We start from the raw sequence: 25,424 nt of genomic DNA on the forward strand, positions 1-25,424 counted from the left end.
TATTCGAGGGGTTGATCGTGACGTACCCAGCTTTCCCGGGGCGGACGCTGCCGGCCGCCCAGCAGCCGGAATGGGATGCGCCGGACCAAGTTGCCAATGTGCGCACCGTGCTGGCCACCGCCGGTGCGCTGATCGAATTCGAGCAGGTCGTCGCGCTGCGACGGGCGCTGGCCGCGGTCTCCGCCGGCTCCGCGCTGGTGTTGCAGGCCGGTGACTGTGCCGAGGATCCGAACGAGTGCACCCGGCCGCACATCGCGGCCAAGGCCGGGCTCGTGCACCGGCTGGCCGATCTGCTCGCCGCGGAGGCGGGCCTGCCGGTCCTGCGGGTCGGCCGGATCGCCGGCCAGTTCACCAAGCCTCGCTCCCAGCCGATCGAACAGGTCGGTGACGTGGTGCTGCCGGCCTACCGCGGGCACATGGTGAACGCGCCCGAGTTCGACGCGGACAGCCGCCGCCCGGATCCGCTGCGAATGTTGCAGTGCTTCATGGCCGCTCGCGAGGCCATCGGCCATCTCGGCCGGCTGTCCGGCCCCGGTCTGGAGGACCGGGTGTGGACCAGCCACGAGGCGCTGCTGCTGGACTACGAGCAGCCGCTGCTGCGCGGCAGCGGGCCCGAGGACATGTTCCTCGGGTCCACGCACTGGCCCTGGATCGGGGAACGCACCCGCCGGATCGACGGCGCGCACGTCGATCTGCTGTCGCGCGTGACGAATCCGGTCGCCTGCAAGATCGGCCCCACCATCACCCCGGCCGAACTGCTGGAGCTGTGCCACCGGCTGGATCCCGAACGCGAGCCGGGCCGGCTGACGCTGATCGTCCGCATGGGCGCGGACACCATCGAACAGCGGCTGCCCGCGCTGGCGCGGGCGGTGCGCGACGACGGCCATCCGGTGCTGTGGCTGTCGGATCCCATGCACGGCAACACGATCAAGCTTCCGGGCAATCGGAAGACCCGGCTGGTCGCGACCGTGGTCGCGGAGCTGCGCCGGTTCCGGTCGATCCTCGCCGACGCGGGCGTCGCGGCGCACGGGCTGCACCTGGAGGCGACGCCCCATCCGGTCGGCGAATGCCTCGCCGACGCCGACGCGCCGGTGCCGGCCGCGGCCGCCGCGACGCTGTGCGATCCGCGGCTGAACCCGGAACAGGCGGCCGAGGTGGTGGCGGCCTGGTCCGCCGAACGCCTGGATGTCCTAGAGGCACTGACGAATTCGGAGTGACCATGACGATCGTGCCCACACCGGCCCTGCAGGTGCAGCCCTATCCACTGCCGAGCCGGACCGAACTTCCCGACAATCTGGTCGACTGGCGGGTGCGGCCCGAGCAGGCCGTGCTGCTGATCCACGACATGCAGCAGTACTTCCTGGCCACCTTCCCGCACGCACTGCGCAGCCGCCTGGTCGGCAACGCGGCCCGGCTGCGCAAGTCGTGCGCCGACCGCGGCGTGCGGATCGGTTACACCGCACAGCCCGGACGGATGACGACCGCGGATCGCGGTCTGCTTTTGGACTTCTGGGGCCCGGGGATGACCACCGCCGAGGCGGACCGCGCGATCGTCGCCGAGCTGACCCCGGAGACGCCCGACTGGACCTTCACGAAGTGGCGGTACAGCGCCTTCCATCGCTCGAACCTGTTGGGTCGCATGCGTGCCGAGGGCCGCGATCAGCTGCTGCTGTGCGGCGTCTATGGGCACGTCGGGATCCTCGCGACCGCGCTGGAGGCGTACGCCAACGACCTTCAGGTCTTCCTGATCGCCGACGCGATCGGCGACTTCTCGGCCGAGAAGCACCGCTTCACCCTCGAGTACACCGCGAGCTGCTGTGCGCGGATCACCACGGTGGACGAGGTGCTGTCGTGAGCGGTCGGGGGCCGGAGGCGGCAGCGGAGCGTTACCACGGAGGTCCCCCGCTCACGACCGTCGAACATCGCGTGAGCGGTCAGGGGCCGGAGGCGGCAGCGGAGCGTCATCACGGAGGTCCCGCGCTCACGACCGTCGGTCACCGCGCGAGCGGGGATCTACTCGGGTCCGTGATCGACGGCACCGCAACGGATTTCGCGATCATCAGCCGACCCGGCCGGGATGTCACGGTGCTGGTCGGCGCGGTCGAGCGGCCGGAGTCGCTGGCCGGCATCCGGCTGGGGCACCGCGATGAACCCGGCAGCGAGGCGCTGGTGCTGGTCCCGTATCGGCAGCTGGCCGAGCGCGGTTTCCCCGCCCCGGACGACGGCACCCCGCTGCTCACCCTGGCGGTGCGCGGCGAGGAGCGGCATCCGCTCGGGGCGGTGCTGGCCCGGCTGCCGCGGCAGCGGGTTCCGTTGGGCGAGGGCAGTTTCGACTCCGACGACGCGGCCTATGCGGCGACGGTCCGCGCGATCATCGACAACGAGATCGGCACCGGACAGGGCGCCAACTTCGTGATCAAGCGCACCTACACCGCCGATATCTCCGGCTACACCCCGGCGGTGGCGCTGTCGGTGCTGCGCGAACTGCTCGCCGCCGAGCGCGGCGCGTACTGGACCTTCCTGGTCCGGGTCGGCGACCTGACCCTGGTCGGCGCCTCGCCGGAACGGCACGTCTCGCTGGAAAGCGGCGTGCTGCAGATGAATCCGATCAGCGGCACCTACCGGTACCCCGCCGGCGGTCCCACCCTGGACGGCGTCACGGCCTTCCTCGCCGACCGCAAGGAGACCGAGGAGCTGTACATGGTCGTCGACGAGGAACTGAAGATGATGTGCCGGATCTGCGAACCGGGCAGCACTCGGATGATCGGGCCGTTCCTCAAGGAGATGGCCTGGGTCGCGCACACCGAGTACCACCTGGAGGGCCGGTCCCGCCGCGATGTGCGGGACGTGTTGCGCGAGACCATGTTCGCGCCCACGGTCACCGGCTCTCCAGTGGAGAGCGCGGCCCGGGTGATCCGGCGCTACGAGCCGGCCGGCCGCGGATACTACAGCGGGATCATCGGCTTGGCGGGCCGGGACGACCAGGGTGAGCCGATGCTCGACTCGGCCATCCTGATCCGCACCGCCGCCATCGAACCCGGTGGGCGGCTGTCGATCTCGGTCGGTTCGACGCTGGTGCGGCACTCCGATCCGCTGGCCGAGGTGGCCGAGACCCAGGCGAAGGCGGCGGGCCTGCTGGCCGCCTTCGGCGCCGCCGGTGGCGGCGAATTCGCCGACCACCCGGAGGTGGTGGCGGCGCTGCGCCGCCGCAACGACGACATCGGCGCGTTCTGGGCCGGACTCACCTCCTCGACGACCCGCTCCGAACGGCTGCACGAGCACAACGTGCTGGTGATCGACGCCGAGGACACCTTCACCGCGATGCTGGAGCATCAATTGCGGATGCTGGGCCTGTGGGTGACCATCCGGCGCTTCGACGAGGACTTCGACCTCGCGGGCCACGATCTGGTGATGGTCGGGCCCGGTCCCGGTGATCCGTGCGCGGCCGACGATCCGAAGATCGCCAAGCTCGCCGCGGTGGTCGACGAATTGCTCGGCAGCGGAAGACCGTTCATGGCGACCTGCCTGAGCCATCAGGTGCTGAGCCGGCGGTTGGGCCTGCCGGTGCTGCGGCGCAGCCTGCCCAACCAGGGCACACAGCGCTGGATCGACCTGTTCGGATCGCGCGAACGCGTCGGCTTCTACAACACCTTCTCGGCCCGCAGCGAACACGACCGGCTGGACACCTGGGCCGGCACGGTGCAGGTCAGCCGCGATCCGGGCACCGCCGAGGTGCACGCGTTGCGGGGACCGCGGTTCGCCTCCGTGCAGTTCCACCCGGAGTCGCTGCTCACCATCGACGGGCCCCGGATCCTCACCGGAATGGCCGAAGGAGTTCTGGCACAATGACTCTCCCCACACCCGCGCCACCCGCGGGGGTACCGGCTGCCGCCGGGCCGCCTGCCGCCGGGCCGCCTGCCGCCGCACTGCCTGTCGCAGGGCCGCCTGCCGCCGCACCACCTGCCGCAGGGCCGCCTGCCGCCGCACCACCTGCCGCAGTGTCACCCGCTGGCGCACCGCTTCCCGCTGCGGTGTCACTGGACCCGGTGTCGCCTGCTGTGGTCTCGTCGGACCCGGTGTCGCCTGCTGCGGTGTTGTCGGATGGGGTGCCGTCTGCTGCGGTGTTGTCGGATGGGGTGCCGTCTGCTGCGGTGTTGTCGGACCGGGTGTCGCCTGCTGCGGTGTCCTCGGACCTGATGCCCTCTGCTGCGGTGTCCTCGGACCCGATGCCCTCTGCTGCGGTATCGCCGGACCCGGCTTCACCTGCTGTGGTGCCGACGAGTCCGGTGTCACCTGCTGCGTTGGAGATCGCGTGGTGGGATCTGGACGGGTCGGCGGTCACCGTCGACCGGCTCACGGCCCAGTTGGCGGACGAGGACGTCCCCGCCGGGTGGCGCGATGTCGAGGGCCTGGACGAGAAGTTCTGGATCGCCGACCCCGACGGTTGCCGGTGGGGTGCGGTGATGGTGTGGCGCGGCGCGAAACCGGCTGAGCTGCCGCCGAATTCGGCCCTGCGGCTGATCGGCCGGCCGCCGACGCACCGCGACCGATTCGAGGTGCGGGCCCGGGTGCGCGGGGCGACCCGGCCCGGCCATCGCTACGTGGTGGTGGACGCCTTCGCCCGGGAACCGTTGTCCGGCAACCCGGTCGCGGTGTTCTTCGACGCCGGCGACCTGGACGGCGAGCGGATGCAGCGGATCGCCCGGGAGATGAACCTGTCCGAGGTGGTCTTCCTGCTGCCGCCGACCAGCGACGACGCCGACGCGCGGGTCCGGATCTTCACCCCGGTCAACGAGCTGCCGTTCGCGGGACATCCGTTGCTGGGGACCGCGGTCGCGGTCGGGCTCGAGCGCGGTGTGCGGCGGCTGCGCTTCGAAACCGCCATGGGCACCGTGCCTTTCGAGGTCGGGCCGGGCGGCGACGAGGTCGCGTACGTGTCGATGCGGCAGCCGATCCCGCGCTGGCGCAGGTTCGAGCGCGGTGAGGAACTGCTGGCGGCGCTGGGGATCACGGATTCGACGCTGCCGGTGGAGATCTACCGCAACGGCCCACGGCACGTGTTCGCCGGCCTGCCCGATGTCGACGCGCTGTCGGCGCTGCGGCCGGATCACCGTGCGCTGGCGGTGTTCCCGGACATGGCGGCCAATTGCTTCGCGCCCGCCGACGGCCACTGGCGGGCCCGGATGTTCTCGCCCGCCTACGGCGTGGTCGAGGACGCGGCCACCGGTTCGGCCGCCGGGCCGCTGGCGGTGCACCTGGCCCGGCACGGCCTCGCCGACTACGGGCGCACGGTCGAGATCCATCAAGGCGTCGAAATCGGCCGCCGCTCCGTCATGTTCGCGCGGGCGACGGCGGCCGGTTCCGGCGAGATCACCGAGGTGCGGGTGAGCGGTCACGGGGTCGTGGCCGCCGCGGGCACCCTCCACGTCTGAGGAGACGGTCGATGAGCAGTCGATACGAAAGTGTCACCGGGGTAGTGGATCTGGAGTTCCCGGAGTACGACGACCCGCCCGAGGAGCCGATGGCGCTGGCGCGGCAATGGATCTCGGAGGCCGTCTCCGGCGGCGTGCGGGAGCCGCTGGCGCTGGCGCTGGCCACCGCCGACGCTGCCGGCCGCCCCTCCACCCGGATGGTAGCGGTGATCGACGTGTCCGCGCGCGGGCTGGTGTTCAGCACCCACGCCGGCAGCCGCAAGGCCCGCGAGATCGCCGCCACCGGCTGGGCCTCCGGGTTGTTGTACTGGCGGGAGAACACCCGCCAGCTCAGCATCTCCGGCCCGGTGGCGGCGCTGAGCAACGGCGAGAACATCCTGCTGTGGGATCGCCGCCCACCGGCCCTGCACGCGATGTCGGCGGCATCGCGGCAGAGTGAACCGCTCGACGACCCGGAAGCCTTACTGGCCGAGGCCGATTCGCTGGCACAGCAGTCCCCGCTGCCCCGGCCGGATCGGTTCGTGGGCTTCCGGCTCGAGCCGCATTCCGTCGAATTCTGGTCCGCCGCCGAAACCCGGCTGCATCGGCGGCTGCGCTACGAGTACACCGAAACCGGTTGGCGCGTAGCGAAATTGCAGCCGTGATCGAGAGAAAGAGAAAGACGAACCCATGAGCGCACCCGCCTCGGATCGCCTGGACGCGATCGTCATCGGAGCCGGTTTCGCCGGAATCTACATGTTGCACAAGCTGCGCAACGAGCTCGGCCTGCGAGTCCTCGCCTTCGAGAAGGCCGACGGGGTCGGCGGAACCTGGTATTGGAACAAGTATCCCGGCGCCTGCTCGGACGTCGACGGCATCGTCTACCGCTACTCCTTCGACCGGGAGTTGTTGCGGGAGCGGATGCCCGACACCCGGTACGTGCCGCAGGCGCAGACCCTGGCCCTGCTCAACGAGGTCGTCGATCGCAACAACCTGCGCGGCGACATCCGATTCGGCACCGGAGTGGTCGGCCTGACCTTCGACGACGACCGCAACGAATGGACCGTCCGCACCGACGACGGCGCCGAATACGTCGCCCGCTACGTGGTGAGCGGGCTGGGACCGTTGTCGGAGCGGAACTTCCCGGAGATCGAGGGCCGGGAGAGCTTCGCGGGCCGGCTGGTGCACACCGGCGCCTGGCCGGAGGATCTCGACATCACCGGCAAGCGGGTCGGCGTGATCGGCACCGGATCGACAGGCACGCAGTTCATCTGCGCGGCCGCCCCGATCGCCGGACATCTGACCGTCTTCCAGCGCTCGCCGCAGTACGTGGTCCCGGCGGGCAACGGCCCGCTCGGCGCCGACTATCTGGCGCAAGTCCGCGACGGCTACGACGCGATCTGGGAGCAGGTGTACGACTCGCGGGTCGGCTGCGGCTTCCCGGAGAGCGACGTTCCGGCGATGAGCGTGTCCGCCGACGAACGCACCCGGGTCTTCGAGGAGGCGTGGCAGGCCGGCAACGGATTCCGGTTCATGTTCGGCACTTTCGGCGACATCCCCTTCGATCCGGAAGCCAACGAGGCCGCCGCCGCGTTCATCCGGGCGAAAATCGCCGCGACCGTGCGGGATCCGGAGACCGCGCGGCTGCTGACCCCCACCGGGTATTACGCCAAGCGGCCGATCTGCAACGACGGCTACTACGAGGCCTACAACCGCGACAACGTGAAACTGGTGTCGGTGCAGGAGAATCCGATCCAGCGGATCACCCCGGCCGGCGTGGTGACCGCCGACGGCGTCGAGCACGAACTCGACGTCCTGGTCTTCGCCACCGGATTCGACGCGGTGGAGGGCAGTTACAACCGGATCGACGTGCGCGGCAGCGGAGGCCGCACACTGCGCGAACACTGGTCCGAGGCGCCGACCACCTACCTGGGCGTCGCCACCAGCGGATTCCCCAACCTGTTCATGGTGTTCGGGCCGAACAGCGTGTTCTGCAACCTGCCTCCGGGCATCGAGAGCCAGGTCGAGTGGATCTCGGATCTGATCGCCGCCGCCGAACAACGCGGCGCCGAACGGGTCGAGGCGACCGTCGCGGCCGAGGACGGCTGGACGCAGACCTGCCGCGGCATCGCCGAGGCGAGCCTGTTCGCCAAGGTGGACTCGTGGATCTTCGGCGCCAACATCCCGGGGAAGAAGCCGCGCACGCTGTTCTACTTCGGCGGCCTGGGCACCTATCGCGCCACCCTGCGCGAGTCGGCGGCCGCCGACTTCGCCGGTTTCGTCTTCGACCCGGAGGATCTGCCGACCGCCGTGTGAAGCGTCGTCAGCGGTCCTGGGCGACGGGCGCGATGCCCAGTTCCAGTGCGGTGAGGGCGAGCGACAGTTCCAGGATCGACCGCTGGTCCTCCAGCGGTCGATCCAGCAGCACGGTGATCCGCTGCAATCGGTTGATCACTGTGTTGCGGTGACAGTGCAGCCGGGGCGCGGCGTGCGCCGCGGAGCAGTTCTCGTCCAGCCACACCGACAGCGTCTGCAACAGCATGTCGCGCTCGCGGGCCGGTAGCTCCAGCACCGGCCCGAGGGTGTGCGCCGCCAGCAGGCCGGTGAGGTCGGGGGAGCGGACCAGCAGGGCCTCCGGGTACCGCTGGTCCAGCGCCACCAGGCCGGTCGCGTCGGCGGGCAGGGTGTCCAGCGCGATCAGGGCCAGGGTGTGCGCGGAATCCACCTGCGCCAGACCGGGTACCGCCGGTGACGCCCCGGCCCGCCCCCGGACCAGCGGCCGCAGTTGCGCCACGACGGTCGCGGCCTCGCGTTGCTCCAGCGCGACCACCGCGATCGTACTGTCCACCCGGTCGTGCCACACCGAGCGAATTCCCAACGCCCCCAACGCTGTTTCCGCGCCCGCGCGCACCGGCCGGGCATCGGAGCGGGCGGCCACCACCAGATAGCCGCCGTGCGGGGGCAGGTTGAGCTCGCGGGCGGCCCGCGCGGCGAAGGTGGCGTCGTGGGCGCGCCCGGCCAGCAGATCCTCGATGAGGGCGTGGCGGCGGCGTTCGTCGCGGCGGACCTGTTCCAGTTCGGTCTTGCGATAGGAGGTGACCAGCGCCGAGGACAGGCCGTCGATGACCGTCCACATCGCGGTGCCGGCCTCGCGGATCTCCTGCGGGCCGACCTGGTTCTGCGGGGTCAGATCGGCCTTGTCCAGCAGCGCCGCCCACACGATGCCGCCGCCGAGCCGGAATGTCCGCTGCATCGCCTCCAGCGGGACGCCCTGTTCGGCGCGTTCCCGGCCGATCGACGCCGCGACGTCGTCGTGTTCCGGATCGGAGGTCTCGCCGCCGAGCAGATCCAGGATTCGGGTCAGGTATCGGCGGCAGCCGTCGCGCAGCGCGGCGCGCGGTACGGACGTGTAGTCGGTCCACTCCGGGTTGTCGGTGAAGATCGCCGACAGCAGCCGCTTCGTCAGTTCCGGGATCTCCGGCCGGCACGCCTCGGCCAGCCTCCGGGTGCCGGAGGTGGACAGAACACGGTGCGGAACGGCCATAACGACTCACGCTACCTGCGCGGACCGTGCCCCCGGACGGCGACGTTGGAGATTCCGCCGACCCGCGGCCGGGATCGCACGCGTGTTTTCGGCGGATCGGTGGCTGGCGACGGCGAGCCGATACCGGTGTACTGACCGGGCGGGGGATCGTGGTGCGGGTGCTGCGGTCCCGGGAGCCGGAAGGAGTGGCGGTGCTGGTCATCGAGAACGGATATGTCGCGCCGGTGGTGGGTGCGGAGGTCGCGTCCGGCCACGTCGTGGTGGAGTCGGGCCGGATCACGGCCGTCGGCGCCGGGCCGGCGCCGGACCTCGCCGGGGCCGAGCGGATCGACGCCGCCGGCTGCCTGGTCACGCCAGGCCTGGTGAACACCCATCACCACCTGTACCAATGGGCCACCCAGGGCCTGTTCCAGGAATCCACCCTGTTCGAATGGCTGACCGGCTCGTACCGGATCTGGGCGGGCATGGACGCCGAGGTCGTGCACGGAGCCGCGGCCGCCGGGCTGGCGTGGCTGGCCCTGAGCGGCTGCACCACCTCGAGCGATCACCACTACGTGTTCCCCGCCGGGCGCGGCGACCTGTTCGAGGCGGAGGTGCTGGCCGCACGCGAGGTCGGCCTGCGGTTCCAGCCCTGCCGGGGATCGATGGACCGCGGTGAATCGCAGGGCGGCCTGCCCCCGGACGAGGTGGTGGAGGACCGCGACACCGTGCTGGCGGCGACCGCTGCGGCGATCGACCGCTTCCACGATCCGGCCTTCGATTCGATGCTGCGGGTGTCGGTCGCCCCCTGCTCGCCGTTCTCGGTGAGCGAGGGTCTGATGCTCGACGCGGCGGAGCTGGCCCGCGCCCGCGGCCTGCGCCTGCACACCCACCTCGCCGAGACCCTCGACGAGGAGGAGCTGTGCCTGCGGCAGACCGGCCGCACCCCCGTGGACTATCTGGACGAACTCGGCTGGCTCGGCCCGGACGTCTGGTTCGCCCACGCGATCCACCTGCACGACAAGGATGTTCGCCGCTTCGCCGAGTCCGGGACCGGTGTCGCGCACTGCCCGAGCTCCAACGGCCGCCTGGGCGCGGGTGTCGCGCGGGTGGTGGATCTGCTGGCGGCGGGCGTACCGGTCGGGCTCGGTGTCGACGGCGCCGCCTCCAGCGAACTGACCTCCCTCGCCGGAGAGATGCGCCAGGCCCTGCTGTTCCAGCGCGCACTGCACGGCCCCGCCGCCCTCACCGCAAGGCAGGCCCTGGAACTCGGGACGCTCGGCGGCGCGCGAAACCTGGGCCGGGAGAACGAGATCGGCAGCCTGGAGCCGGGCAAACTGGCCGACATCGCGATCTGGCGGGTGGACGGCTTCCGCGACGCGGTCGCGGACCCGTTGTGCGCCTTGGTCTTCGGTCCCACCCCGCCACTGGCACGCCTGCTCGTCGGCGGCCGCACGGTGGTGGCGGACGGTGAATTACGCACGGCGAACCAGGAAGTGATGGCCCGGCTCGGTGTCGCCGCACGAGACAGATTGCTACGCCACGAATCCCGGTAGATCCGCCGGTCAGTGGCCGACGAGATAGTCCGCGCCGCCGACATAGACGGTGTGGCCGGGTTCGGCATCGGCGGTGGTGGCGTCCGCGACGGCGGCCGCGAACTCCTCGACGGTGGGCAGCGGGCCGTGCTCGGTGCGGGCGCTGACAGCCTGCGGATCGCGCCGGTGCAACAACCGGACGATAATCGTGCCGTCGATCATGTCGCCGGACACCACGGTGAAACCGATTCCGCGTGAGATGAATTCGGGGATCAGGTCCCGAAGCGCGTCCTCCCCGGCACGTTTGCTCGCGGCGATCGGCAGATAGGCGTCGGGAACCGGTTTGCGCCCGTGGAAGTGCGCCTGATGGCTGGTGACGAACACGATACGCCCGCCGCTGGGCAGATGCGGCAGCGCCAGCCGGACCAGGCGCAGTTGAGCGTCCCGGTTCACGGTCATCGGATAATCCTCCGGCGCACCGATTTCGAGACCGCCGGATGCGTTGAGCACCAGCACATCCACTCGGCCGAACTCCTGGACCACCCCGTCGACCAGTTCCCCGGCCGCGGCGGCGTCGGTGAGATCCGCCCCCGCGATCGACGCGCTGCCCCCGGCCGCGATGAACTCCGCCGCGAGTTTCGCTGCGCGCGAACGTTTCTCGCGATAGTTGAGCACCACATGGTCGCCGCGGGCGGCCAGGATGCGGGCGGTCTCCGCGCCGATGCCGCGGGACGCACCCGTCACCAGCACCACTCGCCTGGATGTCATGGGCGCACTCCCTCCGTCATCGCTTCTGATTCAGAACCACTATCGTGGTTCGAAATGAGAAGTGCAAGACAGCAGGGAACGCCGCGCCGCGAGGATCCCACCGCGGCGCCCGCGCATGCCGCCATGGAATTGCTGGGCCAACGCTGGATGCTGCGGGTGATCTGGGAGTTGGAGCCGGGCCCGCTCGGATTCCTGGAACTGCGCCGCCGGATGGGTAACTGTTCGTCCAGCATGTTGTCGGTGCGGTTGCAGGCGTTGCAGAACGCCGGGCTGGTGGTGAAGCGGCCGGACAAGTCGTACGAACTGGCCTGGCCCGGAACGGAACTCGGTCGCGCGCTGGAACCGCTGTGGAGCTGGTCGCAGCGCTGGATCGCCGGCGGCGCCGACGCGGACCCCGGCGAATCGTGACCCGCCGATGGTGCGATGTCACCGAGCGCGGCCGGATCGACCGGCGATTCCGACAGCGATTTCCGACCGCCGGGTCGGCTGCCGCCGGGTGCGCTAGTCTTCCCGCAAGCTCACGCCCGATGGGCCTGTAATTTCGATTGCGATAGATTTGCGGAGCCTCCGGCGTGGGGAGGTAGCCTGACGTAACGGCAGCGCCCGGACGGGCTCGACGAAGGGGTATGGGGTGCGGACCACCGGAAATGCCACTGTTCGCGGATACCGGCGCTCGGGTGCGATGGCATTGCTGGCCGCTGCCGCGATCGTCCTCGCCGGGGGCTGCGGCTCCGAGTCGGACGGCGCCACCCTGACCGCGCACACCGCCGGCGTGCCGCAGGTCATCGACTGCCCGTTCCACCAGGCGGTGGTCCGGCCGGACACACTGATCCTGGCCTGCGCCGACCTCGGCGCAGTGGTCGAGGAGATCACCTGGAGTTCCTGGGGTCCCGAGGGCGCCGAGGGCGAGGGCACCGAACGCGACAACACCTGCGATCCCAGCTGCGCCGCCGGGAACATGGTCACCAAACCCGTGCACGTGATGCTGTCCGCCCTGGTGCAGCCGGGCAATGTGTTCACCCAGGCGACCACGGTCGACGCCGCCGGGCAGCAGTTGATCCGCCCGATGACGAAGCGCTGACCGGCACGACTCTAGCTGTAACTCTGGGTTCCATATAGCGGGGAATTATTGCTACGCTCGTGTAGCAACGGCGGTCCGCGCCGGAAACGAGCACCTGGAGTACCGATGAAGCTACTTCCCCTTCGGGCACTTCCCGAGACCGGCGATCCGGGGGAGGTGGCGCTGCGGGCGCGGAACGTGCGGTTCGATTGGACGGATACGCCGCTGCGCTGGATGCCCACGGAACCGATCGCCTCGCACGTCATCAACGCGCTGAATCTGCTGCTGCCCGAAGGGGAACGGATGTTCTGCCGCGCCTTCGCCGAGGCGTTGCCGCTGGTCCGTGACGACCGGCTGCGCGAGCAGATGCTCGGCTTCGTCGGTCAGGAGGCGATGCACGCCGAAACCCACCACGGGGTGCTCGAACAGGTGCTCACCGCGCACGGTGTCGACGTGGAACCCTATGTGCGGCAGATGGAATACCTGTTCCGCACGACCCTCGGCCCGCGCGGCGGGCGCGACCCCCGGGCGGAATACCAGATCCTGGTCGAGCGTCTCGGCATCATCGCCACGCTCGAGCACTTCTTCGCCTTCCTCGGCGACTGGGTGCTCAACGCCGATCTGGAACGGTTCGGCGCCGACCCCCGCGTGCTCGACCTGTTCCGCTGGCACGGCGCCGAGGAGGTCGAGCACCGGTTCGTGGCCCACGAGGTCGCCGAATACTTCGGGATCGGCTATGTGCGCCGGGGCGCGCTGATGGTCATCACCTTCCCGATCTTCCTGGCGTTGATCGTCCGGGGTACCAAATACCTTGTGCACCAGGATTCCGCGCTACCGGATCCGAGTTATCCGCGCCTGCTGGCACAGGTGCTGGGTGCGATGCGGCGGGGGGCGCTGCCCGGTGTGCCGTCGCTGGTGCGCAGCGCGCTGTCCACGTTCCGGCCGGGCTACACCCCGGCGGGGGTGGGATCCACCGCGCAGGCGGTCGCCTACCTCGCGAAATCTCCTGCGGCACAGGCGATGGTCTCGTGACGGTACGGCGGGAGCGGCCCGCGGACCTGTTCGGCCGGCGGCGCGGCGACCGCGCGATCCGGCTGTTCAGCGGTGTCGCCGAGACCCGGTTGCGCTGGACGGCGCTGATCCATCGGCGGATGCCCGCCGGCCGGATCGATGATCACCGGCTCACCCTCACCGTCGCGCAGCGGCGGGTGGCGGCCCACGACACCGATGTGGTCGCCCTGCGACTCGTCGCCCCCGACGGCCGGGCACTGCCGGCCTGGTGGCCCGGCGCCCACCTCGACCTCGAACTACCGTCCGGGCGGCTGCGGCAGTACTCGCTGTGCGGTGATCCCGCGGACCGGTACGCGTACCGAATCGCGGTGCGGCGCATCCCCGATGGCGGCGGCGGCTCGATCGAGATGCACGACCGGCTTCCGGTCGGCGCCCGGATCACCGTGCGCGGCCCGCGCAACGCCTTCCCGTTCGTGCTACCCGGACTCGGATCCACTTCCGCCCGAATACGTTTCATCGCGGGCGGGATCGGCGTCACCCCCATTCTGCCGATGGTGCGGGCGGCACGCCGGTCGGGCGCCGACTGGTCGCTGATCTACACCGGCCGCAGCCGCGACACCCTGCCGTTCCTGGACGAGATAGCCGCCTTCGGCGACCGGGTCACCGTCCGCACCGACGACGTATCCGGGCTGCCGGACGCCGCCGAACTGCTGGCCGACGCGGGGCCGGGCACCGCGGTCTACTGCTGCGGCCCGGCGCCGATGACGGCCGCCGTCGCCGCCGAGGTCCGGCGCCGGCCGGGCATCGAACTGCATTCCGAACGGTTCTCCGCGCCACCGGTTCTCGCCGGCGAACCGTTCCGGGTGCGGCTCGCCCGCACAGGCGAGGAGTTCGCCGTGCCGGCCGACCGCACCCTGCTGGCGGAAGTCCTTGCCCGGCGGCCGGATACGCCGTACTCCTGCCGGCAGGGCTTCTGCCGCACCTGCCGGGTGCGGGTGCTGTCAGGCGCGGCGGACCACCGCGACACCGTGCTGACCCCCGCCGAGCGCGCCGCCGGTGACCTGTTGCCCTGCGTCTCCCGCTGCGCCGGAGACCTGCTGGAATTGGATCTGTGACATGCTCGTTCGTACCACTTCACGCGCCGAGGAGATTCCGTTGACCGACCCGACGCCAGTCCCGGATACCGAACGGATCGTCCGCAACGACGGATTCGACCTGGCCGTCTACGAATACGGCGATCCGGCCGCCGAGACCGTGGTGCTGGTGCACGGCTGGCCCGACGACCACCACCTGTGGGATCGGGTGATCCCGTTGCTGTCCGGGCGTTTTCACGTCGTCGCCTACGACACCCGCGGGCACGGCCGCTCCACCCGCACCGACCGCACCGCCGACTACCGGCTGGACCGGTTCGCCGGGGACTTCTTCGCGGTGGCCGCCGCGGTCAGCCCGGACCGGCCCGTGCACGTGCTCGCCCACGACTGGGGTTCGGTGCAGATGTGGGCCGCGGTGTGCCTGCCGGAGGCCGCCGATCGGGTCGCGTCGTTCACCTCGGTATCCGGCCCGAACCTCGACCACCTCTCCCGCTGGGCGTGGCGCAAACTCTTCCGTGGTGCGGTGTGGGCGCCGTTCACCCAGGTGCTGTCCTCGGCCTACACCCTGCTGTTCATGACGCCCGGACTGCCGCGCGTCGTGCTGCGTCCGGTGGCGACCGAGCGGATGTGGCGGCAGTTCGTCGCGCTGATGAACGAAACCTCTCCGGAGAACGTGAAACTCGGCCCGATGTTCCGCCGGGACTTCTTCGACGGGATGCGCATCTATCGCGCGAACATCATGCGCCGCGCGTTCGTCCCGCGCCGCCGGCACACCGAGGTACCGGTCCAATTGATCATCGCCCGTAAGGATGTCGCGGTGCGGCCCGCCGGTTACGAGGACACCCCCCGGTGGACCGCGCAGCTGTGGCGGCGCGAGGTCGGCGGCGGGCACTGGCTGCCGTTCTCCCACCCGGAGCTACTCGCCACGGCCACAACGGAACTCGTGGATTCCCTGGGCGGCGGCGACACACCCCGGACCCTGCGCCGCGCCGAGGTGGGCCGGCCGGGACGGCCGTACGACGACCACCTGGTGGTGATCACCGGCGGTGGCAGCGGGATCGGCCGCGAGACGGCGCTCGCGTTCGCGCGCCGCGGCGCCGAGATCGTGCTGTCCGACATCGATCTCGACGCGGCGAAGGAGACCGCCGCCCTCGTCGCCGCGGCGGGCGGCACCGCGCACCCCTACGCCGTCGACGTGGCCGACGAGACCGCCGTCGCGGACCACTGCGCCGCCGTGATCGCCACGCACGGCGTGCCGGACATCCTGATCAACAACGCCGGCGTCGGCCAGGCCGGCGACTTCTTCGACACGACCGCGGCCGACTTCGACCGGGTGCTGCGCATCAACCTCGGCGGTGTGGTGAACGGCTGCCGGACCTTCGGCGCGGCGATGGCCGAGCGCGGACTCGGCGGCCACATCGTGAACCTGTCCAGCATGGCCGCCTACACGCCGCAGCGCGGTTTCAGCGCGTACTCGACGAGCAAGTCGGCGGTGTTCATGTTCTCCGACTGCCTGCGCGCCGAACTGGCCGGCCGGGGCATCTCGGTGCACACCGTGTGCCCCGGCATCGTCCACACGAATATCATTGCCGCCACCCGATTCTCGGGCCTGTCCGAGCAGGCCGAGGCCGACCGTCAGGCCCACTACGACGCCCTGTACCGCCGCCGCGGCTACGGCCCGGAGAAGGTCGCCGAGCAGATCGTCCGGGCGGTCGAGAACGACCGCGCGGTCGTCCCCGTGACGCCGGAGGCGCACCTCCAGTACCACGTCAACCGCCTGGCACCGGCCCTGGTCCGTTTCGCCGCGTCCCGGGTGAAGCTGACCTGATCCGTTCGGGCTCCGGGAGTTTCGTCAACCGGGGTCCGGCCACGCGGGTGGTCTCGGCCCGGCCGGAACATGCCGTTGCGGTACCGCGAAGCCGCACCGGCTGTCCCCGTAACGGGAAGGCCGGTCCCGCAATAGCTTTCAGAGCTTCGTGAAACCCGGGTGCAGTAGCGGTGTCAGCCCTTGTTCCGCGGCCACCCGCTGTAGCAGGGACTGCAACGTGCTGCGTTCCTCTGCGCTCAATGCGGCGCAGACGGCCTGTTCGTGCGCCATGCCGACCTCGCGGAGCCGTCCGAGCAGCGCCTCGCCCTGCGCGGTCAGGTGAATCGCGTGCAGTCGCCGGTCGTCGGGGTTGCGGCGGCGTTCGATGAGCCCGCGTTGTTCCATCGCGTCCGCGAACGGCACGAACCGGCTCGGCGGCAGTCCCAGCGCGTCGGCGAGTTCGCGCTGGCTGCGGCCCGGTGTCGCGGCCAGCAGCCGCAGCAACCCGGCCTGCGGCGGGGTCAGATCGAGTTCGGCGACCCGCTCGGCGAATCGGGTCGTCGCATGCGCTCCCAGCTGTGCGAGCAGGAACGCGACGCCACCGCCGCGCGGCGGCCCGCCGGTCGTACCGTTCGTTTCCACCCGGGTATCATAGCGCCTTGACAATCGTTACAGATTGTAATCATTATTTACGTACACGGTTGTTCCGCTCCGACCTCAGGAGGACTCCATGACCACCGACACCGCGCCCCGCACCCGCCGCCGCCCGCAGTCCGGGCCGCCGCTGTGGATACCGACCCTCGCGTTCACGGCCCTCACCGTCGCCTATGTGGTCGTGAACCGATCGACCCCGCACCCCGACGCGTCCGGATCCGACGTATTGCGTTATGCCATCGAACATTCGGGCGCGCAGCAGGCGGGCGCGTTCCTCATCCTGGTCTCGGCCATGCCGCTGACGATCGTCACCGCCGTGGTCTACCGCCGGCTGCGCGCGCTCGGCATCACCGCACCGGGTTCGGCCATCGCACTGCTCGGCGGGACCCTCGCCGCGGTCGCCCTCGCCCTGTCCGGCCTGTTCACCTGGGCCGGGTCTCGTCTGGGCGCGGACGCCGGCCCGGCACTGGCCCGCGCGCTGGCCGACCTGTCGTTCGTGGCCGGCGGCCCGCTCTACGCGGCGACGTTCGGCCTGCTCATCGCGGGCATCGCCGTGCCGGCCCTGCTGGCCCGCCTGGTTCCGGCGCCGCTGGCCTGGATCGGCCTCGCGCTCGCCGTGGCCGGCGAGGTCGCGACGCTGGGCCTCCTGGTCGACGCCCTGACCTACCTGCTTCCCGTCGTGCGCTTCGGCGGCCTGCTCTGGTTGCTGGTGACCGCCTTCCCGCTGCCCCGGCACCGCCGCGACGTCTGACCCGAAAATACTTGTCCACGAAGGGAATTCCCATGCTCGCCACCTACGCTGACCTGACCGGCAAGGTCGCCGTCGTCACGGGCGGTTCCCGGGGCATCGGCGCTCGGACCGCTCGCCTGCTCGCCGAGCAGGGCACCGCGGTCTGCGTCGTCGGCCGCGACGAGGACGCACTGACCGGCGTCGTCGCGGCCATCACCGCCGCGGGCGGTACCGCGATCGGCAAGGTCGCGGACGTGACCGACCCCGATGCCCTTGCGGCACTGAGCCCGATGGTCGAATCCGAACTCGGACCACCCGATATCCTGGCCGCCTTCGCGGGTGGTCAGGGACGCCCCACACCCACCCGGCTACTCGGGGTCGAGCGCTGGTACGAGGTCCTCGACTCCGACCTGACCTCGGCCTTCCTCACCATCCGGACCTTCCTGCCGGCCATGCTGGAACGTCGGCGCGGCGCGATCATCACCATGGCGTCCGCCGCGGGCCGTCAGCCCAGCCAGGCCAACCTGGCCTACGGTGTCGCGAACGCCGGCCTGATCATGCTCACCCGCCACCTCGCCACCGAACTGGGCCCGGACGGCATCCGGATCAACGCCATCGCCCCGTCGTCGATTCGCACGGAGAAGGTCGCCGCGAACATGCCCGAACCCGTGCAGCGACAGGTCGCCGGCATGCACCCGTTGCGCCGCCTCGGCACGACCGACGACGTCGCGCAGACCGCGCTGTTCCTGGCCTCGGACGCCTCGGCCTACCTCAGCGGGATCACCGTCGACGTCGCCGGCGGCCGAATCACCAACTGAAACAGGCTGCGCCGCAGCCGGTCCCGGCCGCACGGCATGCCCGATGTGCCGGATCCACGCATGGGCCGGTTCCGATGGGCCGGGAAGTGCGCGTCGCCGCTGCCACGTACGGAATCCATCGCCTGTCGTTGCGACGGGAGCAGCGATCACCGGGTACGGGATGTAGCGGAACCGGTTTCGCGCAAGGCGGTTTCGATGAGGTCGACCCGATCGAGGGGGATACCCCAGGGCCGGTCCACACCCACCACGGTGTCGAGATCCCAGAGCACGCAACGCTCCCCGGGGCGGGCCACAAGTGACCAGGCGACCACCGTGCGGCCGAGCTGGTCGGCCATGGAATCGGCTGTGCCGCCGCCGAATCCGTCACCCTCGGGAAAGTGGTGGAGGAAGCGGCCGTAGGCGTCGTCGCAGAAGCGGGCGTAGCGACCGGTGCACAGGATCAGGCCGTGCCAGGCCTCGTCGACCGCGTGCGACGGCATGCCGATCCGTTTGCCGTCGCGCATCGCCGCGCCGCAGCAGCGAAGCCATTGCCGCAGGCCGGTGTCCACCAGTTCGCGCGGTTGCCACGGGGAGGTCTTGAAGACCGCCTCGGACAGCTCGAGCACCTCAACCGCCCGCTGCATCCGGGGCAGGTCGACGGGGCGCATCGGGTTCGCGGCGGTGCGCGGAGAGCGTTGCCACAGCACACCTCACGGTAGAGCCGGGCGGACCCGGCAGGCAACCGTGCGGCGCTGCCCCGGAATTCGAGTGGTTGACGAGCGGCGGCGGTGCCGGAAAGCTGCGTGTATGAGCATCGTCCTGGTCATGGCCCTGTTCGTGTTCGGGCCGGTGATCCTGGTTCTCGTCATCATCGGCCTGGCCGTCCGATCGCAGTCCCGGCGTGCGTACCGCCGTGGTCCGGCGCGGCGCTACCGGGCCGGGGGATCGGATTATTCCGGCGGCAGCGACGACGATTTCTCGCGCAACGCCGCACTGTGGGCCGCCGGGGAATCCGCGGGCTGGTCCGGCGGTCACCATTCGCCCGGTGGTCATCACTCACACGGCGGCCACCACGACAGCGGCCCCGGTTCGACGCACCACCACGACAGCGGCGGTTCGCATCACGGAAGTAGTTGCGGCGGTGGCCATCACAACAGTAGCTGCGGTGGTGGCAGCAGTTGCGGGGGCGGCAGCAGCTGTGGCGGGGGCAGCAGTTGCGGTGGTGGCGGCAGCAGTTGCGGCGGAGGCAGTTGACCGCCGTTGCCGGGGCGGCGGCAGACGTCCGCCGAGTGTTCCCGCGGCACAGCGGAAGCGGTGCCGCCGACGATCGGGGCCGCGCGTCGCTCAGGTGGTGGTCCGGTCCCGGGTCGCGTAGAGGCTCGTGGCGGTGACCGTGCCCAGCGCCGCGACGATCACCAGTAGTGAAGCGGCGGTGGGGATCTCGGGCACCGCGACACCGGTGCCGTGCAACCATTCCAGGATCAGCTTCAGGCCGATGAATCCGAGGATCGCCGCCAGTCCGTAGGCGAGGTGCACCAGCCGCGACAGCGCCGCGTGCAGGACGAAATACAGCGCGCGCAGACCCAGCAGCGCGAAGGCGTTGGTGGCGAACACCAGATACGGGTCACCGGTCACGCCGTACACCGCGGGCACCGAGTCGACCGCGAAGATCAGATCGGTGGTCATCACCGCGACCACCACCAGCGCCAGCGGGGTCAGCGCGCGCCGGCCCGAGACCCGGCCGAGCATCCGCGTGCCCTGGTATTCCTCGGTCACCGGCACCAGTCGCCGCAGCACCCGCACCGACCGCAGCTTGCCGACCTCCACCGTCTGCTCGTGTCCGCTCACGGCGTCGCGGATCAACTTCGCGGCGGTGAACAGCAGGACCACCCCGAACAGCAGGAACGCCCAGTCGAAGGTAGCCAGCGCACCCGCACCCACCGCGATGAACACCCCGCGCAGGACCAGCGCCCCGGCGATCCCGTACAGCAGCACCCGCTGGGCCAGCGCCGCCGGCACGGCGAAGGCGGTCAGCAACAACATGAAGATGAACAGATTGTCGACCGACAGTGATTTCTCCAGGAGATAGCCGGTGACGAATTCGGTGGCCGGTTTTCCCCCGAATGCGGCCCACAACAGGCCCGCGAATCCGAACGGCAGGGCCACATAGAACACCGTCCACTTCACAGCCTCACGTGTGGACACCTCGTGCGGCCGCCGGGTGACGGCGAAATCCAGAACCAGCAGCGCCAGCACTCCGGCGATCGTGGCGATCCACAACCAAGGCGACGCGACGGTGTGTAGCGCGGTCTCGGTGGACGACGCGGACGCTGCCAGGGTGGAAAACATGAAACTCCTCGGGTACGACAAACAACCCGAGGTCTCCTTCGCCCGTAATGGGCGGCCGCCCGGGGATCCCGCCGGTGGAATCCGTACTGACCGAGTCGGCTCTTGGGAAGTACTCCCCTCGCCCCGTCACGATAGCGAAGATTTTGCCGGTATGCCAATCGGGGGCGTCCAGCGCCGCGGCGGACCGTTCAGTCCGTGCCGGAAATGCCTGCGACATGGCGTAATTGGGCCAGGAATTCGCCGTGATCGTCGGCGGCGACCAGGTAGTGGGACACCGCCAGCCGGACGATCGTGCCCGCGATGACCGCCGGGTCGCCGTGCGGCACGAGCGGCCCGAGCAGGTCGCGCATGATCGGCACGATCCGATTCATCTGGGAGAGAACGTGATCCGGCTCGATGTGGACGAGGCTGGTCAGCCGATAGGTGCTCTGTGAGGCGACGATGGACCGCAGCACGGCGTCGAGCCGGTCGGCCTCGGTCGGTCCCGTCGCGGCGCGCCGGAGCTCCTTCTCCACGTTGTGCAGTTCGTATTCGCCGAAGGCCGCGAGCAACTGCTCCTTGGAGGAGAACAGCCGATAGAGCGTGGGCCGGGAGATCTTCGCCTGGATGGCGACGTCGGACAGGCTCAGCTTGCCGGCCCCCCGGCGACTGAGCACCTCGTAGGTCGCGCGCAGGATGCGCGTACGGGTGCTGGTGTCGCGGTCGCCGGAAGTCGAGTCCACTTTACAACCTTTACACTTTTTGTAAGGAATGTAATACTAGCCGCGGTCGGGCGGCCCGGTTCGTTCCTTCGCTCGTTGTCGAATCCTAGGTGTCTCCTGCCTGCTCACGGGAGAAGCGGGTGCCTCGGCCGCACGCGAGAGAGAGGCATCATGACCGACACGCTCGTCTCCGACGACGCCATCGACTTCGACCCGTTCGCCGCCGAATTCCACGAGGACCCGCATCCCCTCTACCGCCGGTTGCGCGACGAGGCTCCCGTTTACCACAACCCGCGCTACGGCTTCTACGCCCTGTCCCGCTACGCCGATGTCGCGCCGGCGATGAAGGATTTCGACGCGTACTCCTCCGCCCGCGGCATCACCCTGGAACAGGTGCTCGCCCCGGAACCCCCGGACCAGCGGATCCCGATGATCATCATGATGGATCCGCCGGAACACACCCGGATGCGCAAACTGGTCAACAAGGTCTTCACCCCGCGCGCCATCTCGGAACTGGAGCCGATGATCACCGCGACCGTGCGCGAATTCGCCGAACGCCTCGATCCCGAGCAGTTCGACCTGGTCGAGGACTTCTCCACCCTGTTCCCGATCGAGGTCATCACCACCATGCTCGGCGTGCCGCGCGAGGACCGGCAGCAACTGCGCGCCTGGCTCGCCGCCCCGCTGGAACGCGCCCCCGGCCAGATGGAACTCAGCGAGGAGGGCAAGGCCGCGGTCATCGAATCCACGATGTTCTACGCGAAGCTGATCGCCGAACGCCGCGCGAATCCGCAGGACGACATGATCAGCCGCCTGATCGAGGTGGAGGTCGACCGCGAGGACGGCAGCACCACCCGCCTCACCGACCGCGAGATCCTCGGCTTCGCGGCCCTGCTGGCCGGCGCCGGCGCGGAGACCGTCGCCAAGGTGCTGGGCATCGCCACGGTGATCTTCGCCGACCACCCGGACCAGTGGCGGGCGATGCACGCCGACCGGTCCCTGATCCCCGGCGCCTTCGAGGAACTGCTGCGCTACGACGGCCCGGTCCAGTACGACGTGCGCTACAGCCGCCGCGACATCACCCTGCACGACCGCACGATCCCCGCGCAGAGTCCGGTCCTGATGCTGCTGGCCTCCGCGACCCGGGACCCGCGCAGTTTCGCCGACGCCGACCGCTTCGACATCACCCGCCCGTTCACGGGCAACAACCTCGGCCTCGGCTACGGCATCCACCGCTGCCTCGGCGCGGCCCTGGCCCGGCTCGAGGGCCGAATCGCGTTGAACGCCATGCTCGATCTGATGCCGGAATACGAACTGGACCGCGCGGGCCTGCGCCGCGCCCACGTCACCAGCGTCGGTGGCTGGACCAACGTGCCCGTCCGAGTCCACCGCTGACGATCCCGCTTGACTTCAACCAATGTTGAGGTAGCACCCTGGTCGAATCGTGTTCGAGTGAAAGGAAACGACCAACATGCGTGCTGTGCAAGCGAATTCGTTCGGCGGCCCCGAGGTGCTCACCCCCGTCCCGGTCCCCGACCCGGTGGCCGGCCCGGGGGAGGTGCTCGTCGACGTCGCGGCCGCCGACGTCATGTTCCTCGACACCCTGCTGCGCAGCGGCTGGGGCACCGAGTTCTTCCCGGTGCGGCCCCCCTACATCCCCGGCGGCGCGATCGCGGGTGTGGTCGCCGAGGTCGGCGCCGACGTGGACCCGTCCTGGCTGGGCAAGCGGGTCGCCACCCAGACGGCCGCCAGCGGTATCGGCGGCGGCGTCCCCACCGGCGGCTACGCCGAACGTGCCCTGGCCAAGGCGGAAACCTTGAACGAGGTCCCCACCGAACTCGACCTGCTGACCGCCGCGGCCCTGGTACACGACGGCCGCACCGCCTACGCCGTGTTCGAAGCAGCGGCCGTCCGCCCCGGCGACCGGGTCCTGATCACCGCTGCCGGCGGTGGCGTCGGCACCCTGCTCACCCAACTCGCCACGGCCGCGGGCGCAGAGGTGACAGCCGCCGCCCGGGGCGAGGCCAAACTGGCTCTGGCCCAACGACTGGGCGCCGCGACCACGGTCGACTACAGCGAATCCGGTTGGGCGGAAGAGGTTCTGAAGGCCACCGGCGGTGAGGGCGCCGACATCGTCTTCGACGGCGCCGGTGGCCCGCTGGGCCGCGCCGCTCTGGACGCCACCGCCTCCGGCGCCCGCTTCTTCGGCTTCGGCAGCGCCGCAGGCGGTTTCGCCGTCGACGACGAAACAGCGGCGGCCCGCGACGTCACCGTGGTCCCACTGCGCTCGATCACGGCGTCGGGAGTCGACTGGAAGGCCGTCGGCTCCCGGGCGATCACCGAGGCGGCCGCAGGCCACCTCACCGTGACCGTCGGCGGAATCTACCCCCTCGAACAAGCCGCCGAAGCCCACGCCGCCATGGCCGCCCGCACCACCCTCGGCCGCACGATCCTGACCGTCTGACGGTCAGCGCGGGCTGAGCACCACGACCGAGATCGGCCGCTCGGTCCGCTGCTGATACGCGGTGTAGCGCCCCTGGTTGACCTTGTCGACCAGGGCCCACCGCCGCGCGTAGTCCGGATCCCCCGGATAGGTCGCCCTGGCCGTGACCGGCACCCGCCGCCGCCCGACCTGGATCTCCGCCTCGGGCGCCGCCTTCAGATTCGCCAGCCACCCCGGCGGCCGCGGCGCACCCCCGTTGGAGGCGGTGACCAGCCAATCCTCCCCGTCGCGCGCGTACGTCAGCGCACTGACCCGAGGCTGCCCCGTCTTCCGCCCGACCGTCCGCAACAACAGGGTCGGATTCCCGAACAACACCCGATGCCCCACGAAACCGCCGGACACCTCGTACACCTTCTGATGGACCCGCAACAGATTGCCGAACAGACTGGTCATCGCCGCCTCCCGTGTCGTCACAGCCACCCTATCGCCTCCGCACCCCGTCCCGAATGCTCCGGCGCCGCCCCCATCCACGCGCCCCGCGGGTGCGAATACCTCTCTGGTGTCCGGCGGCGGCTTGCGCGGCCCGCCGGGCACATCTCGGATACGACCGGTGCTGGTGATCGAACGCCCCGAGCCGCTGACGTTCACCAGCACCGGTGCCGTACCCGGTCGGCTCCCGAGCAAGACCAACCGGGTCTCCTCACGCATACCCCCGGATCACTCCGGAGGACACCACCTAGCTGGTGACGAGATCCCAGGTCCCGTCCTGCGCCTGGGTGCACTGGTACTGCGAGCCACCGGTTTTCGGCGACGCACCATCAGCGGCACACGCCTCCGGGGTGGCGTAGTTGCCGATGTAGTCGCTGTGCACGACAACCGGGCGCGCGGAGGCGACACCGACACCGGCGGTGGCGACAGCCGCACCGAGAATCCCGGCGGCAACAAGGGTCTTGATCATGAACACGTCATCCTTTCGATGTGGCGCGAGTTTCCGCGCCGCAGAGAGGGTATCGCCTCCGGACCGGTTTGTCGGACTTCCGGATCGATGTCCATCCGGACTCGCCCGAGTTCGAGTTATCAACCGGCAGAGTCCGTTTCGAGTACTCATCATGATCAATTCCGAGTGTGTGGATCGATGCGAGAGGCTCGGATGTTAGTGAGGCGACAGAACTTCATCGCGGAGTCGCCCGGCACCGTGCCGCCCGCGACCGCCGGCACCGATGGATCAGTGCCCTTCCTCCGGTCTCGTTCCGGCAACAACCTACCGCCGGAGACCCGACCTTCGCGCAATCCGCCATCCCGAACCCGGCCGCCACGCGGGTACCTTTTGTCGCGACACCCTCGACTTGCTATCGTCCGGGGCATGCCCCCGTAGCTCAGTCGGTTAGAGCTGGGAACTCATAATTCCTCGGTCGCAGGTTCGAGCCCTGCCGGGGGCACCACTGAAAACGTACTTTACCAGCAACGATGAACCTATCGACTGTAGGTGATGCCGCGTCACTGTAGCTTACGGGCGGTACTCCTCCCGCTGCCGCGCCGGCCCG

The 25,424-nt window shown here is 70.1% G+C and carries 25 protein-coding genes and 1 tRNA gene; 18 read left to right on the forward strand and 8 right to left on the reverse strand.

Going from position 1 to position 25,424, the window contains the following annotated elements; genetic code table 11:
* The first annotated feature begins 11 nt into the window (after window positions 1–11).
* From NRB56_RS11305 to NRB56_RS11330, 6 genes are all read left to right on the forward strand, one after another.
* A complete protein-coding gene (locus NRB56_RS11305) occupies window positions 12–1,217 on the forward strand; it encodes a 3-deoxy-7-phosphoheptulonate synthase (RefSeq protein WP_153341069.1) in 1,206 nt (401 codons plus the stop codon).
* A 2-nt stretch (window positions 1,218–1,219) separates the two neighbouring features.
* Entirely contained in the window at window positions 1,220–1,855 is a 636-nt protein-coding gene (locus NRB56_RS11310; protein WP_153341071.1) for an isochorismatase family protein, read from the forward strand.
* Window positions 1,856–2,025: 170 nt separating this feature from the next.
* The gene (locus tag NRB56_RS11315; RefSeq protein ID WP_319942844.1) at window positions 2,026–3,849 is read left to right on the forward strand and encodes an anthranilate synthase family protein; all 1,824 of its coding nucleotides are present in this window, start codon (window positions 2,026–2,028) and stop codon (window positions 3,847–3,849) included.
* Between the two features lie 437 nt (window positions 3,850–4,286).
* The gene (locus tag NRB56_RS11320; RefSeq protein ID WP_319942845.1) at window positions 4,287–5,432 is read left to right on the forward strand and encodes a PhzF family phenazine biosynthesis protein; all 1,146 of its coding nucleotides are present in this window, start codon (window positions 4,287–4,289) and stop codon (window positions 5,430–5,432) included.
* A gap of 11 nt (window positions 5,433–5,443) precedes the next feature.
* Complete coding sequence (phzG, locus tag NRB56_RS11325) at window positions 5,444–6,076, forward strand: phenazine biosynthesis FMN-dependent oxidase PhzG (protein WP_153341073.1); 633 nt, start codon at window positions 5,444–5,446, stop codon at window positions 6,074–6,076.
* 25 nt (window positions 6,077–6,101) lie between these two features.
* Window positions 6,102–7,727 (forward strand): flavin-containing monooxygenase, encoded by a 1,626-nt coding sequence (locus tag NRB56_RS11330; RefSeq protein WP_153341075.1) that lies wholly within the window; start codon window positions 6,102–6,104, stop codon window positions 7,725–7,727.
* 7 nt (window positions 7,728–7,734) lie between these two features.
* On the opposite strand, the gene NRB56_RS11335 is transcribed toward NRB56_RS11330, so the two are convergent.
* On the reverse strand, window positions 7,735–8,955 hold the full coding sequence (locus NRB56_RS11335; protein ID WP_153341077.1) for a PucR family transcriptional regulator: 1,221 nt from the start codon (window positions 8,953–8,955) through the stop codon (window positions 7,735–7,737).
* A gap of 185 nt (window positions 8,956–9,140) precedes the next feature.
* Between NRB56_RS11335 and NRB56_RS11340 the strand changes: the two genes are divergently transcribed.
* The gene (locus tag NRB56_RS11340; protein ID WP_406603467.1) at window positions 9,141–10,490 is read left to right on the forward strand and encodes an 8-oxoguanine deaminase; all 1,350 of its coding nucleotides are present in this window, start codon (window positions 9,141–9,143) and stop codon (window positions 10,488–10,490) included.
* Window positions 10,491–10,499: 9 nt separating this feature from the next.
* Here NRB56_RS11340 and NRB56_RS11345 read toward each other — a convergent pair whose 3' ends face one another.
* Window positions 10,500–11,237 (reverse strand): SDR family oxidoreductase, encoded by a 738-nt coding sequence (locus tag NRB56_RS11345; RefSeq protein WP_153341079.1) that lies wholly within the window; start codon window positions 11,235–11,237, stop codon window positions 10,500–10,502.
* 54 nt (window positions 11,238–11,291) lie between these two features.
* On the opposite strand from NRB56_RS11345, the gene NRB56_RS11350 reads away from it, so the two are divergent.
* From NRB56_RS11350 to NRB56_RS11370, 5 genes are all read left to right on the forward strand, one after another.
* Window positions 11,292–11,645 carry a winged helix-turn-helix transcriptional regulator gene (locus NRB56_RS11350; protein ID WP_227837490.1) on the forward strand — a complete coding sequence of 118 codons (354 nt, stop codon included), beginning with the start codon at window positions 11,292–11,294 and terminating at the stop codon, window positions 11,643–11,645.
* Window positions 11,646–11,919: 274 nt separating this feature from the next.
* Window positions 11,920–12,318, forward strand: coding sequence for a hypothetical protein (locus NRB56_RS11355; protein ID WP_153341081.1), 399 nt, complete (start codon window positions 11,920–11,922; stop codon window positions 12,316–12,318).
* 105 nt (window positions 12,319–12,423) lie between these two features.
* Window positions 12,424–13,329 (forward strand): metal-dependent hydrolase, encoded by a 906-nt coding sequence (locus NRB56_RS11360; protein WP_153341083.1) that lies wholly within the window; start codon window positions 12,424–12,426, stop codon window positions 13,327–13,329.
* Window positions 13,326–14,423: a PDR/VanB family oxidoreductase gene (locus NRB56_RS11365; RefSeq protein ID WP_319942847.1), complete on the forward strand. Its 1,098-nt coding sequence runs from the start codon at window positions 13,326–13,328 to the stop codon at window positions 14,421–14,423. The genes NRB56_RS11360 and NRB56_RS11365 overlap by 4 nt, the downstream gene beginning before the upstream one ends.
* A 1-nt stretch (window position 14,424) precedes the next feature.
* Window positions 14,425–16,227, forward strand: coding sequence for an SDR family oxidoreductase (locus NRB56_RS11370; protein ID WP_153341086.1), 1,803 nt, complete (start codon window positions 14,425–14,427; stop codon window positions 16,225–16,227).
* A 138-nt stretch (window positions 16,228–16,365) separates the two neighbouring features.
* On the opposite strand, the gene NRB56_RS11375 is transcribed toward NRB56_RS11370, so the two are convergent.
* The gene (locus tag NRB56_RS11375) at window positions 16,366–16,848 is read right to left on the reverse strand and encodes a MarR family winged helix-turn-helix transcriptional regulator (protein ID WP_319942848.1); all 483 of its coding nucleotides are present in this window, start codon (window positions 16,846–16,848) and stop codon (window positions 16,366–16,368) included.
* Between the two features lie 88 nt (window positions 16,849–16,936).
* On the opposite strand from NRB56_RS11375, the gene NRB56_RS11380 reads away from it, so the two are divergent.
* Window positions 16,937–17,611: a DUF4386 domain-containing protein gene (locus NRB56_RS11380; protein WP_153341089.1), complete on the forward strand. Its 675-nt coding sequence runs from the start codon at window positions 16,937–16,939 to the stop codon at window positions 17,609–17,611.
* A gap of 32 nt (window positions 17,612–17,643) precedes the next feature.
* Window positions 17,644–18,408, forward strand: coding sequence for an SDR family NAD(P)-dependent oxidoreductase (locus NRB56_RS11385; protein ID WP_153341091.1), 765 nt, complete (start codon window positions 17,644–17,646; stop codon window positions 18,406–18,408).
* Window positions 18,409–18,554: 146 nt separating this feature from the next.
* Here the strand turns inward: NRB56_RS11385 and NRB56_RS11390 are convergent, their stop codons facing one another.
* Complete coding sequence (locus NRB56_RS11390) at window positions 18,555–19,055, reverse strand: glycine-rich domain-containing protein (protein ID WP_153341406.1); 501 nt, start codon at window positions 19,053–19,055, stop codon at window positions 18,555–18,557.
* Between the two features lie 139 nt (window positions 19,056–19,194).
* Here NRB56_RS11390 and NRB56_RS11395 point away from each other — a divergent pair, with 139 nt between their 5' ends.
* Window positions 19,195–19,641: a hypothetical protein gene (locus NRB56_RS11395; protein ID WP_153341093.1), complete on the forward strand. Its 447-nt coding sequence runs from the start codon at window positions 19,195–19,197 to the stop codon at window positions 19,639–19,641.
* 90 nt (window positions 19,642–19,731) lie between these two features.
* Here the strand turns inward: NRB56_RS11395 and NRB56_RS11400 are convergent, their stop codons facing one another.
* Window positions 19,732–20,736: a TerC/Alx family metal homeostasis membrane protein gene (locus tag NRB56_RS11400; protein ID WP_153341095.1), complete on the reverse strand. Its 1,005-nt coding sequence runs from the start codon at window positions 20,734–20,736 to the stop codon at window positions 19,732–19,734.
* A 188-nt stretch (window positions 20,737–20,924) separates the two neighbouring features.
* Complete coding sequence (locus tag NRB56_RS11405; protein ID WP_319942849.1) at window positions 20,925–21,458, reverse strand: TetR/AcrR family transcriptional regulator; 534 nt, start codon at window positions 21,456–21,458, stop codon at window positions 20,925–20,927.
* A 150-nt stretch (window positions 21,459–21,608) separates the two neighbouring features.
* Between NRB56_RS11405 and NRB56_RS11410 the strand changes: the two genes are divergently transcribed.
* Both NRB56_RS11410 and NRB56_RS11415 read left to right on the forward strand, forming a co-directional pair.
* Window positions 21,609–22,832 carry a cytochrome P450 gene (locus NRB56_RS11410; protein WP_153341097.1) on the forward strand — a complete coding sequence of 408 codons (1,224 nt, stop codon included), beginning with the start codon at window positions 21,609–21,611 and terminating at the stop codon, window positions 22,830–22,832.
* A gap of 76 nt (window positions 22,833–22,908) precedes the next feature.
* Window positions 22,909–23,901 (forward strand): zinc-binding dehydrogenase, encoded by a 993-nt coding sequence (locus NRB56_RS11415; RefSeq protein ID WP_153341099.1) that lies wholly within the window; start codon window positions 22,909–22,911, stop codon window positions 23,899–23,901.
* Between the two features lie 3 nt (window positions 23,902–23,904).
* Here the strand turns inward: NRB56_RS11415 and NRB56_RS11420 are convergent, their stop codons facing one another.
* Together NRB56_RS11420 and NRB56_RS11425 are read right to left on the reverse strand one after the other, a co-directional pair.
* The gene (locus NRB56_RS11420; RefSeq protein WP_153341101.1) at window positions 23,905–24,333 is read right to left on the reverse strand and encodes a nitroreductase family deazaflavin-dependent oxidoreductase; all 429 of its coding nucleotides are present in this window, start codon (window positions 24,331–24,333) and stop codon (window positions 23,905–23,907) included.
* A 283-nt stretch (window positions 24,334–24,616) separates the two neighbouring features.
* A complete protein-coding gene (locus NRB56_RS11425; RefSeq protein ID WP_153341103.1) occupies window positions 24,617–24,838 on the reverse strand; it encodes a hypothetical protein in 222 nt (73 codons plus the stop codon).
* Between the two features lie 407 nt (window positions 24,839–25,245).
* Here NRB56_RS11425 and NRB56_RS11430 point away from each other — a divergent pair.
* Window positions 25,246–25,322: transfer RNA gene (locus NRB56_RS11430), tRNA-Ile, on the forward strand.
* Window positions 25,323–25,424: the final 102 nt, after the last annotated feature.

The sequence above is a fragment of the Nocardia aurantia genome, assembly GCF_009604425.1.
Classification (GTDB): domain Bacteria; phylum Actinomycetota; class Actinomycetes; order Mycobacteriales; family Mycobacteriaceae; genus Nocardia; species Nocardia aurantia.